Raw genomic sequence first — 14,030 nt, 5'->3', positions numbered from 1 at the left:
TTTTTTATTCTGCCAAATCCATCAAATCACTGACGTCAAACTCAGCAAGTCCGATATAAGCCACCCGCTTGCTGAATGCGGTTAATGTCGGATGAGAGAACAACTCCGTCAGAGGCACTTCAAGTTCCAGCTCATTGCGAATCTGAGAACCCAGTTGTGCCGCCAGCAGAGAATGTCCGCCCAGTTCAAAGAAATTGTCATGGCGTCCTATCTGTGCCACTCCCAGCAGTTCCTGCCAAATCTCTGCAATCACTTCTTCCAGTTCACCTTGTGGTGCTTCATATTGCTGACGGATCACCGCCGCCTCATCAGGTTCCGGTAACGCTTTGCGATCAACTTTACCGTTCGGAGTCAGCGGGAAAGAAGCCAGCGGCATCCATGCTGACGGCACCATCCAGTCCGGCAGTGCGCCTGCCACATGCGCCCGCAGCTCTTGTGCACCGGCACTGCCGACATAATAAGCCGCCAGCAACCGGGAACCGTCCGGCATGTGCGGGGCCAGCACAGCCACCTGTCCGACACCGTCAACTTCCCGGATACAGGCTTCAATTTCGCCCAGCTCAATCCGGAAACCACGGATCTTGACCTGAAAATCATTCCTTCCGACAAATTCGATCACCCCATCTTCCCGCCAGAAGCCGAGATCACCGGTCTGGTACATCCGGGCCTGCGGATTCTCAGAGAATGGGTCGGTAACGAAACGGGCCTGCGTCTGCTCAGGCTGGTTGAGATAACCCAAAGCCAGTCCGTCACCGGCAATAAACAGTTCACCGGTCACCCCGATTGGTGCGGGTTGTCCGTGTGGGTCAAGGATGTATACACGGGTATTGCCGGTTGGCCGGCCGACCGGCACACTGGTCGCCTCATCCGCCAGTGAATCGATATGGTGAGTCAGGGCAAAGGTCGTACTCTCCGTCGGGCCATAGCCATTGAGTAAATGCTGCGGCGCATAATCACGAAGCACCTGCCGGATCACCGCCGGGTCAAGTACATCACCGCCGACCATCAGATAGCGCAGCTGTTTCAGTGTTTCACCCAGTGCGTCTGCATACTGGTTAAACAGGCCAACGGTCAGCCATAAAATACTCACTTCATGTTGTGTCAGCGCGACCGCAAACAATGCCGGGTCAAGCAGTGTCGCCTGATCGATGACCACCACAGCACCACCATTGAGCAGCGGTGCCCAGATTTCCATCGTCGTGGCATCAAATGCCGGGTTCGCTGCCAGCGCAACCCGGTCAGTTGGCCGGAAATCAGCATAGCCGCATTCAATCACCAGACGATTGATCGCCCGGTGCGGCACGACCACGCCTTTTGGCTGCCCGGTCGAACCGGAGGTATACATGACATAAGCCGCAGATTCGCTGTCAACCGCAGCGGGTGTATTTGCTCCGTCACCTGCATGCAGCACAGCCTGTGTGACCGCGAGCATCTCCGCCCCGGTCTGATGCAATGACTGAAGTAATGGCGCATGCTGTATCGCTGCGTTTTCGTGAACCAGAATCAGCTTCGCGGCACAGTCCGCCAGAATATAGTGCAGCCGTTCAGCCGGTACGTGCGTATCCAGAGGCACATAAACCGCACCACATTTGAGAATCGCCAGTTCAGCAATCATCAGTTCTGCTGAGCGTTCCAGACAAATCGCGACAAACTGCCCGGCCTGTACGCCTTTGGCACGCAGGTGACCGGCAAGGCGGTTCGCCATCCGGTTCAGCGTGTCGTAGTCATACTGACGTTCACCATCAATCACGGCAATCGCCTGAGGATGCGCCGCCGCCAGCTGTTCAAAACGCTGATGCACACAGAGGTGACGCTGATAATCACTTTGTGTCTGGTTAAATGATTCCGTCAGGGTGTCGCGCTCCGCTTCCGACAGCAGCGGCAGTTGTCCGGCCGGTAAGGCCGGTTCAGCCACCATGCCTTCTAACACAGCCACCCAGTAACCGAGGTAGCGTTGTACCGTCGCTTCATCAAACAGTGCGGTCGCATAGTTGAGAAAGCCTTCGATCCGCCCGTTGGCTTCACGCAAAATCAGGCTGAGATCAAACTGCGCCGTGGTCATGGTCTCCTGCAACGGGGACAGAGATAAACCGTTGAGATGCCGGGTTTCCTGCGGCATATTCTGCAGACTGAACATCACCTGAAAAACCGGGCTGTAACTGAGGCTACGGACAGGTGAAACGGCTTCCACGACCTGCTCAAACGGCAGATCCTGATGAGACTGCGCCTGCAGTGCGGTGACTCTGATCTGTTCCATCAGTGTCGCCGTATCCGGTTGCTGAGACAGATCAACCCGGATAGCCTGTGTATTGACAAACATACCAATCAGCCCTTCCAGTTCTGCACGGGTCCGCCCGGCCACCGGTGAGCCAATCACCACCTCTTCCTGACCAGACAGACGATGCATCAGCGTTGCCCAGCCTGTCAGCAGTGTCATGTAGAGCGTACAGCCATGACGCTGGCTGAAGGTTTTCAGCCGGGTAGTCAGCACTTTATCCAGTTCAATACCGAGACTTGCGCCACGGTAGTCCTGAAATGCCGGACGCGGCCGGTCAGTTGGCAGGGTCAGGCACGCCGGCGTATCTTTGAGCTGCTCAACCCAGTATTGTTGCTGGCGCTGTAGCACCTCACCCTGCATATGTGCCTGCTGCCAGGCAGCGTAGTCGCCATATTCTATCGCCAGCGGCGATAGTGGATCGGCCTGCCCCTGACTGAATGCGGCATACAGTTCAGACAACTCGCGGGTAAAGATCCCCATTGACCAGCCATCCGTAATGATGTGATGCATTGCCAGTCGCAGCCAGTGTTCATCCTCACGGATATGAATCAGCTGTCCTTTCACCAGCGGACCGGTTGCCAGATTAAATTCCGGGCAGAAAGGAGCCAGCTCGTCTGAAATCGCTTCACCTTCGAGCCAGGTCAGCGGGAATCCGGCATGTACATCATCAATCATCTGCACCGGCGCGCCGTTCCGTTCAATAAAACGGGTCCGCAGCGGTGCGTGACGGGTCATCATCTGATTCAGTGCCCGTTGCAGCGCATCAATGTCCAGTTGTCCGATCAAGCGCACCCCGCCCTGAATCACGTAAGCCGCTGTGGCCGATGGCTCCATTTGCGACAGGAACCACAGACGCTGCTGGGCCAGTGATAACGGCGGTGTTGCCCCCTCCGCCAGCGGTGTAATCTCAGGTAACATCATCGCAGGCTGGCTGTTTTCCGCCTCACCGGAGAGTACATGTGCCAGTTCAGACAGCACCGGTCGGGCAAACAGTGTTGTTAACGGCAATTCCGCACCCAGCGCCGGACGCACACGGGAAACCAGCTGCACTGCCAGCAGCGAATGGCCGCCCAGTTCAAAGAAGTTATCGTGACGGCCAACCTGCGCCACACCCAGCAACTGCTGCCAGATTGCGGCCAGTGTCTGTTCGGTTTCTCCCTGCGGCGCTTCATATGCATGGCGGATTAAGGCACTTTCATCCGGCTCCGGCAGGGCTTTGCGGTTGACTTTGCCGTTTGGTGTCAGCGGCAGACTCTCCAGCACCACGTATGCCGACGGCACCATATACTCCGGCAGCCGGGCTGACAGGTCTGCTTTCACTGACGCCAGAGCAACGGGCGCTCCGGTGCCATGTGCATAGGTATAATACCCCACCAGCTGTTTGTCTGCGCCATCACCACGGGCTATCACCACCGCTTCCTGTACACCGCTGCAATCCTGCAACGCCGAGCTGATTTCACCCAGCTCGACCCGGAAACCCCGGATTTTCACTTGATCATCGTTCCGCCCCTGATAGTCAATCGTCCCATCCGGCAGCCAGCAACCCACATCACCGGTGCGGTACATAGTGGCGCCTGTCCTTTCAATGCGTGCCCTGTCAGAGAGAGCAGTGCCTGTCCCTTCAAAACAGGCTTCTTTTGCAAACGGATCCGCAACAAATTTTTCTGCGGTCAGCTCAGGGCGGTTGAGATAGCCGCGGGCCACCTGCACACCACCGATGTACAGCTCACCCGGCACACCCACCGGCACCGGCTGACCCTGCCCATCCAGCACATACATCCGGGTATTGGCAACCGGCGCACCGATTGACATCCGGTCGCCTTCAAGATTGTGCGGACAGGCCCAGGCCGTTACATCCACCGCCGCTTCCGTCGGACCGTATAAATTATGCAGCGCCACATTTGGCAGCCGCTGCGTGGTTTTTCTCACCGCCGCTGCCGGCAGCGCTTCGCCACTACAGAACACCAGCCGCAGACTGTCGCAGTCACCCGCTTCAATCCCCTCAAGGAAGGTTTGCAGCATCGGCGGTACAAAGTGCAGAATCGTCACCTGACGCTGCTCAATCAGCGTTTTCAGATACAGCGGGTCTTTGTGACCTTCCGGCTTCGCCATCACCAGCGTTGCACCGGCCCACAGGCTACAGAAGAATTCCCACACCGACACATCAAAACTGAACGGGGTTTTCTGCAATACCACATCCGTTGGGCCAAAGCCATAGTCGTCTTTCATCCAGCTCAGGCGGTTAACCACACCGCGATGCTCGTTCATTACGCCTTTCGGGTGACCGGTCGAGCCGGAGGTGTAAATGATATACGCCAGATGACGGTGATTCAGATCATCCCGGTTCAGGTTGTGTGTTTCCAGAGCCGTCCACGGACGGTCAGCCGTCATATCCACCACCGTGGTACTTTCCGGCATCTCACCCAGCCGCGATTGCAGCTCTGCCGTGGTGAGCACCACCACCGGCTGGCTGTCTGCCAGCATACAGGCTAACCGCTCCTGCGGATAACCGGGGTCGAGCGGCACATACGCACCACCGGCTTTGAGTGTCGCCATCAGCGCCACCACCAAATCACAGCTTCGCTCCAGCGACACCGCAACCCGGCTGTCGGGACAGACACCCTGACTCACCAGCCAGCGGGCCAGCTGATTGGCCTGCTGATTCAGCTGATGATAGGTCAGCGACTGCTGCTCACTCACCACGGCTGTCGCGTGTGGCTGCGCGGCCACTGTCTGTTCAAACAGCTGATGAATACACTGGTTGTCCGGGAATGGCGTTTGGGTCTGGTTAAAGCCGGAAATCACCTGATGCCGTTCACTGTCCGGCAGAATAGCCAGTTGTTGTAACGGCGTCTCTGTGGTGTGTTCCAGCGCACCGGTTAACTGATTCAACGCGTGGCTGAACATGTCAGCCACGCGGGCCGAACCAATGCGCGCATCGGCCTGTACTTCCGCAGAGAAGCCGCCGCCCACAATATCGTTTATGGTCAGGGTCAGCGGATAATTGGTATTTTCTTCCACATAAACCACAGTGTGACGCAATGCGTCTGTACCGGTATCATCAGGCTGTTGCTGGTTGCCGCCCTGATAACGGTAGTTGACAATCGAATTGAATAATGTCGCCTTCCGGCTGACGCTGCTGCACTGCTGAGCCTGTGCCAGTGACGCATGTTCATGGTCAAGCAGCTCTGCCAGTCGTTGCTGTGCCTGATGCAATGCTTCATCCGCCGTGAATATACCGGGAGACAAGCGTAGCGGCAGCGTATTGAGGAACATCCCCAGCGCGCGGTCAGCACCTTCTCCGCCCGCCATCCGGCCAAACAAAACGGTGCCGAAAACAACATCTTCCTGTCCGGTTGCAACCCGCACCACCAGCGCCCATGCCAGATGGACAATGGCAGCCACACTCATCCGGCGCTGACGGGCCAGTTCACGCAGCCGTTGCGCGAGTTGATCATCCAGATTCAGCAGCGTGGTCTGAATGGGCTGATCAGCATCGCGTTCAGCGACACCAAACGCGACACACGGTTCAGCACGATCCGCCAGTAAAGCCTGAAAATATGCCTGGTGACTGTCCCGGTTCACCGCTGAGGTTGTCTGTGCCACAAAATTACGGAACGGCAATGGCACCGGTAATTCATCCGCCCGGCCAGACAGATGCAGCATGACTTCTTCCGCCAGCAGTTCCATCGTGGTGTGGTCATTACACAAGTGATGCAGTAAGAAGCACAGCAGCCAGCGATCCTGTTGCGGATCAGCGACTTTATACGCTTCAATCATCGGTGCCCGCTGTACATCCATCCGGGTCTGAGCCGGATCGAAGTGCGCCTGCAAGGCACTGAGGACATCGTCACTCTGAGCAATGTCCAGACGTGACAGTCGCACCGGGGCCTGGCGCCAGACCACCTGTACCGGTGTTTCCAGCCCATCCCACACCACGGCGGTACGTAAAATATCGTGCCGGGAAACCACATGCTGCAATGCCGCAACAAAGGCATCGACATCCGCTTCCTGATCAAATGCCTGAATAAACCGGGTGACATACGGATCGCCCTGTTGCTGCATCAGATGATGAAACAGAATCCCTTCCTGCAACGGTGCCAGCGGATAGATATCCTGAATATTGGCACCGCCTCCCTCAACAGTCGCGGAAATGGTCTCAATCTCAGCCGGTGTCAGTGTAACCAGTGGTAACATCTCCGGCGTAATCTCCCGGCAGTCCGCCGGAATCAGATTCGGTGGCACCGCAACCGCCTGAGATGATTGCCCGGTCGTGAGGACAGATGCCAGAGCGGCCAGACTGGTTTGCTGAAACAACTCACGGATAGCGAGATGCCAACCCTGCTGACGCAGGCGTTCAATCAGCAATACAGCCATCAAAGAATGGCCCCCCAGCTCAAAGAAATTATCGTGGCGCCCGACTTGTTCCACATGCAGCAAGGATTGCCAGATCGCAGCAAGACACTGCTCGGCTTCGCCTCGTGGCGCTTCATAACTATGGTGGATCAATGCCGTGTCATCCGGCTCAGGCAAAGCCCTGCGGTTGACTTTTCCGTTCGGTGTCAGCGGCAACTTCTCCAGCATGACATAGGCCGCAGGGACCATATAATCCGGCAAACGAACGGCCAGTGAAGCTTTTATCGCTTCAAGCGCAACCGGCTGCGCCGGATTGCTTTGGGTGTAATAACCCACCAGCCGCTTGTCCGCACCCTGTCCGCTGGCAATCACCACGGCTTCATGCACACCTTCACAATCCTGTAGTGCTGAGCCGATTTCGCCCAGCTCAACCCGGAAGCCACGGATTTTGACCTGATCATCGTTCCGGCCCTGATATTCAATCGTACCGTCTGCCAGCCAGCGCCCCACATCCCCGGTACGGTACATCCGGGCATTCGGTTCGTGCGAAAATGGATCCGCCAGGAATTTCTCTGCCGTCAGTGCTTCGCGGTTAAAGTATCCGCGCGCCACCTGAACACCACCGATGTACAATTCACCAGAGACACCAACCGGCACCGGCTGACCCTGCGTATCAAGAACGTACATCCGGGTATTAGCAACCGGTGCACCAATCGACATCCGGTCACCTTCAAGATCTTTCGGACAAGCCCACGCGGTGACATCGACCGCCGCTTCCGTCGGACCATATAAATTGTGCAGCTCAGCCAGTGGCATACGCTGTGCGGCTTTTCTCACCACAGCTGCCGGCAGGGCTTCTCCGCTACAGAACACCAGCCTCAGACTCTGACAGTCGTCAGTGGAAATCACTTCGAGGAAGGTTTGCAGCATCGGTGGCACAAAGTGAAGAATCGAGACCTGCTGCTGTTCAATCAGTGCTTTCAGATACAGCGGATCTTTGTGTCCTTCCGGTTTTGCCATCACCAGGGTTGAACCGGCCCACAGCGAACAGAAGAATTCCCATACCGAAACATCAAAACTGAACGGGGTTTTCTGTAACACCACATCGTCCGGGCTGAAACCGTAATCATCTTTCATCCAGTTCAGGCGGTTAACCACGCCCCGGTGCTCGTTCATCACACCTTTCGGATTGCCGGTGGAGCCGGAGGTATAAATCATATAAGCCAGATGACGGTGATTCAGTCCGTCCAGGTTGAGATTATCCGTCGCTTCAGTCGTCCACGGACGGATCGCGGCCATATCAGCCACAACGGTTTGCTCAGGAATCTCACCCAAACGGGTCTGCAGTTCAGCTGTGGTCAGAATCACCACCGGCTGGCTGTCGGCCAGCATATACGCCAGACGCTCCTGCGGATATCCCGGATCAAGTGGTACATAAGCACCGCCCGCTTTCAACGTCGCCATCAGCGCGACCACCAGATCACAACTACGCTCCAGCGATACGGCAACGCGGCTGTCGGGACAGACACCCTGAGTCACCAGCCAGCGTGCCAGCTGATTGGCTTGCTGATTGAGCTCGCGGAAAGTCAGTGTCTGCTGTTCACACACCACCGCCGTTGCCTCTGGCTGGCGGATAACCGTCTGTTCGAACAGCTGATGCACACAGATATTTTCCGGCAGTTGTTCATTCGGGAAGGTGGTTTGTGTCTGATTAAATTCGTCTGTCACCTGCCGGTATTCTGCATCATCAAGAATTGGCAGCTGGCTGAGTGGCACTTCCGGTGTCGCCGTCATGGCTGTCAGCAATTGTTGCCAGTAGTCCAGATAGCGCTGCACCGTTGCTTCATCAAATAATGCCGTTGAATAATTCAGGGTAGCAATGAGCGTGTTGCCGGTTTCATGCAGCTGCAGGTTCAGATCAAACTGGGCCGTCATCACTTCGGTTTCAACGTCGGAGCAGACCAGCCCCGGCACATTAATATCTGTTTCCGGCAGATTCTGCAATCCAAGCATCACCTGAAAAACCGGTGAATGAGACAGGCTTCGGGTCGGAGAAACCGCTTCAACAACCTGCTCAAATGGCAGATCCTGATATTCCTGTGCAGTCAGCACCGTTGCTTTCACCTGCGCCAGTAAACCGGCCGTGGTCATTGTGTCTGACAAACCAACCCGAATGGCCTGAGTATTCACAAACATGCCGATCAGCGATTCCAGTGCGGTATGTGTCCGGCCGGCAACCGGCGTGCCGATCACCACATCATCCTGACCTGCCAGCCGTCCCATCAGGGCCGCCCAGCCTGACATCAGAGTCATAAATAAAGTACAGCGGTTCTGATAACTCAGTTGATGCAGCGCCGAAGTCAATGATTCATCCAGCAACCGGGTGACATTAGCACCGGCAAACTGCTGATTTTGGGGCCGTGGCCGGTCTGCGGGCAACGTCAGACAATCCGGAATTCCCTGTAACTGCTCAGTCCAGAATTGCTGCTGCTCCTGCAACATCTCTCCCTGCAGATATTCCCGCTGCCAGGCCGCATAATCGCCATACTGAACCGGCAGCGCCGGTAATGGATCGGGCTGTGCCTGAACAAACGCTGTATAAAGCTGACTGACTTCCCGGATAAGAATGCCGACGGACCAGCCATCCGAAATCATGTGATGCATAGCGAGCCGTAACCGGTGGGTTTGTTCATCCAGCCGGATCAGTTGCGCCTGAATCAACGGGCCGGCCGATAAATCAAATGCTGGCGGAAATCCGGCATGCACATCGCAATCGCCGTCGATCACAGACAGTTTCATCCCCTGTGTTTGCGGTCCGGTCTGCAGTACCGGCTCACCATCCCGGACTTCAATATAACTACGCAGCACATGGTGACGTTTGACGATATGATCAAGTGCCCGCCGGAGTGCCGGAATATCCAGCGGACCATCAAGCAACATACTGCCGACCATGTTGTAAGCAGCCGTTGCTTCGGGGTGAAAACGGGACAGCAGCCATAAACGTTGCTGCGCCATCGATAACGGCGGTGGCACATCAGACTGATACGGCACAATGTCCGGAGCAGGTCGCTTCGCAGGTGCGACGGCAAGTGCCCGGGCTAAGTCACATAACACCGGCTGAGCAAAAATCGTCGCCAGCGCCGGTTCCTGACTGAATTCGTCCCGGATTCTGGCAATCAGCTGCATTGCCAGCAATGAATGACCGCCTAACTCAAAGAAGTGATCATGCCGGCCAATCTGTTCTATATCAAACAAGTGTTGCCAGATTTCAGCCAGCCGGGCTTCAGTGCCTTCCTGCGGGGCTTCATACCCGTTGCGGGACAGTGCAGATATATCCGGCGCTGGTAAGGCTTTACGATCTACTTTACCGTTCGGGGTCAGCGGAAACGCCTCCATCGCAACATACGCAACCGGAACCATGTAATCCGGTAACCGCGCACGCAACTGTGTTTTCAGATCATTGGTACCGATCCCGGTACGGGTGATGAGGTAAGCCACTAATACCGGCTCGCCTCCCCGGATATCTGCCGCACTGACCACCGCATCATCAATCCCTTCACAGGCCAGTAACAGCGATTCAATTTCACCCGGTTCAATCCGGTATCCACGGATTTTGACCTGAAAATCGCACCGGCCCAGACACTCTATCGCACCGTTGGCATGCTGACGCGCCAAATCGCCGGTCCGGTACATCAGCGCACCGGATTGGGTGGAAAACGGGTCATCCACGAAAGCCGCTTCGGTTAAATCCTGACGATTGAGATACCCATGAGTCACCCCATCTCCTGCGATATAAATTTCCCCGACCGCCCCGACAGGCACCAGTTTGCGTTGTGCATCCAGCAGATAAATCCGGGTATTGGCAACCGGATGTCCGATCAACACACACGGATCCGTTTCACGGATATCCCATGTCGCTGACCAGACGGTCGTTTCAGTTGGCCCGTACATATTACGCAACCTGCCCACCCGGCTCAGAATGGTGTCTGCCAGTCCTTTTGAAAACGATTCACCGCCAATCAGCCCGGTCAGTTTCCGGGAACCATGCCATGAAGACGCCAGCAATAACTTCCAGGTCGCCGGAGTCGCCTGAAACAGCGTAATGTTATGTGCAATCAGATACTGTCCCAGCGCATCGCCGTCACGGCTCAGGTTTTTACCGGCCAGGTGAAGTTCGCCGCCACAGATCAGCGGCAGATAAATTTCCAGCACATGGATATCAAATGAAATCGTGGTGACGGCCAGTAAACGGGTATCCTGGGTGACATCATTTTGCTGTTGCTGGCTGAGAAGAAAGTTCATCACAGAGCGGTGCGGCACCATCACGCCCTTGGGCTTACCGGTTGAGCCGGAAGTATAAATCACGTAAGCCAGCTGCTCTGCATTCAGTGCCGGTACGCCCGGGTTAGTTTCCGGCAGTTGACTGAACCACTGCCGGTCTTGTTTCAGGTCGATGATATCCAGCCCGGTCAGATGTGATCCGATGGTATCTTCAAGCACCATCGAGCTATCGGAAATCAGGACTGCCGGCTGACTGTCTGCCACCATATACTGCAGACGTTGCGCAGGAAAAACCGGATCCAGCGGCACATAAGCAGCCCCGGCTTTCAGAGTCGCCAGCATCGCAACCACCATGTCACAGCTTCTTTCCACAGCAATTGCCACACAACGGCCAGGCTGAACCCCTTTTTCAATTAACCCATGTGCCAGCTGATTCGCTCTGGCATTCAGCTCGCCATAAGTCAGTGAACAATCATGGCTCACCACCGCAGTCGCATCAGAGCGACACATTGCCTGCTGTTCAAACAGATGATGAATACACTGAGTTCGCGGGTAATCGAGCGATATCCCCTGAAACCGGGTCATGATCTGTGCATGTTCTTCTGCGGATAAGATATTTGTCTGACAGGGGAAAGGATTTTCTGAGCAGGAAATCCGGGTTAAGAAATGGTGGAAACGGCGGATATGGCGTTGTAATTCTTCCTGCTGGTACAACGCGGAATTGGCATTAAAAATCAGGTTGAATCCCAGCTCCGGTCCCCAGTCGTAGATGTTAAATGAAAAGTCATCCACCGGGCCGATTGCAGTATAGGTAATTGCCGATGACACATCACCATAGTTGAGCCGGTAGCCGGACGGAATATAGTTGATGATGGTCGAAAACCAGCGGTCATCCGTACTGTTTTGCCCGCACATCTGCCGCAGGTCTTCTGCCGGGAAACGGGAGCGCCGGGAGGTTGCGTTGACCTGAAGCCTGACCTGTTCAAGCAGGGCTTCCAGTGGCATGTCCGGGCTGACATGGATGCCGAGCGGCAATACATTCGCCAGCAACCCGGTGGTCCGGCGCAAAGCCCGGCTCATCCGGCCGCTGTGAATAAAACCGGTCAGCAGCGAGGTTTCGCCGGTCATTAAATGGAGGTAAACCGAAGTGAGTGCAATCAGCAGGGTCGATAACTGGCTGTCATGCTTTCTGGCAATAGTTTGCAGTCGGTTATACGTCTCCGGCTGAATCCGGAGCTGCTCAGATAAAACATCGGTACAGGCCGAAACCGGAACAGAAGCCATGCTGACCGCATGATAGTTCTGGCTCATCTGTGCCAGCCAGTATTCCTTATCCCGCAGAAAAGAAGATGAGTTTCGGTAGGCTTGTTCGGCTTCAACCTGAGCGGCAACACCGAGAATGTCACCGGGTGATGCGGGCTCACCGGCAACCAGTGAAGAATAGATTTCCGCCAGCCGGGTATTAAACAGCATGAAGCCGTATCCGTCAGCGGCAATGTGGTGGGTACTGCAATATAAATAAAACCGGGATTTTCCGGATTTCAGAAGCGCGATATCAAACAGCGGTTGTTTTTGTTCAAGAGGAAGCGGGAAGTCAGCGCGTGATTTCAGCCATCGCCTGGCTGCCCTATCGGGGTCATCTTCCTCCGTCAAATCAATCAGGGAAAAATGCCAGTCCGGGAACGATTCCACACTTTGATACAATTTCCCTTCATCATAAAATGCGCTGATCCTGAGCGTTTCAGCTTCGTGGATAGCCTGCCTTGCAGCCGCTTCCATCAGCTCCGGCTGAATCTTTCCCTGTAGACTGGCAAACCCGGCAACCTTCAAGACTTTACCGGCGGCATCCGGTGTGACATGGTGAGCAAACCAAATACCCTGCTGAGGTGTTGATAACGGAAAAATAATGGATGGGGGAATATCCTGATTCTCACAGGAGTTTTTATTTTCTTTATTCATAGCAGCACCAACTTAATTTTAATTTTATTTTTATTACCACGTTTTTTACGCGTACAAATACCGCATACATCCGGACAAAATCGCAGATGATGAAATATAATCACAACAAAAAATGATTTATTACCTACCAAATATTAATAAAGATATGAGAATTTAAATTTAAGCCCTAAATAAAAAATACCACCTATTCATAACTTATTTTTTATAATTTCAATGAAAGCCAATTCCAAAATACATCAATAAATCGATGAGAATCAAGTAACAATTAGATTAAATTAATAAAACTACAAATGACAATAAGATCACTTAACTTAAGCCTTAAATATCATGCAAATAGAATTATAATCATATTAATAATGCAAAAAAATATGGAGTATTTACTCTAAAAACCGCATCTATATTGATATGATCATCTAATAATCCATGCGCTATTTTTGAGGAAAAACACACGGATAATCATCGACAAACAAATAAGAATAATCATTAAAAATCAATAGGATATAAAATAATACGTATTAAAAAAAAACAGGGTTTGATGGAACAGATATAAATTAACAATTTGAATGTAAATCAATGTAAAGCAATTCTGCCAATTTAATTTATTCACAGATATAAGGTCCGTGCTACATTTCACAACCCAAATATTAATAGTTAACTTAATATTAACATTACCCTGACACAAGATTACCTCTGAATCAGGGAAATACAATACTTGTTTCTTGTACTTCATTCGGCCTGAGTCGTTAATGATAAGAGTACAATCAGTTAAATTAACCAGAGTTGAGTTATAGCCACCATCAGCAGGCTGGTATGATAAGGACGAAAAGATGTGGAAATGATTATTTTCTAATACAGAACAAAAGCAAAGTTTATGATATGTATACAATACATTATTCCACTACTGAATTTATCCGATTATATATCATAGCGATATTCTACATAAGCCCATATATTTTAGTCATGACTTCAATCGATAAAAATTGATTTTACAGCATAAAGTACAATAAATATAGACAAGGTTTTTATTGTTAATTCACATCACAAAATAAGCAATTTATCTCAGGATAAATAACAATAATATGCTGTGTCATCAGATTGAAAACAGTTATTCATATTATTTAAAAAATGTTCAGGTTCATTTTCTTTATACCCAAAC

Annotated in this window: 1 protein-coding gene; it reads right to left on the bottom strand. The window is 53.2% G+C overall.

Going from position 1 to position 14,030, the window contains the following annotated elements:
- Nucleotides 1-4: 4 nt before the first annotated feature.
- On the bottom strand, nucleotides 5-12,874 hold the full coding sequence (locus OC443_RS19550) for a non-ribosomal peptide synthetase (RefSeq protein ID WP_262021779.1): 12,870 nt from the start codon (nucleotides 12,872-12,874) through the stop codon (nucleotides 5-7).
- Between the last annotated feature and the right edge of the window lie 1,156 nt (nucleotides 12,875-14,030).

This window comes from Vibrio quintilis (assembly GCF_024529975.1).
Classification (GTDB): domain Bacteria; phylum Pseudomonadota; class Gammaproteobacteria; order Enterobacterales; family Vibrionaceae; genus Vibrio; species Vibrio quintilis.
This window is presented reverse-complemented; position numbering and strand designations above follow the sequence as displayed.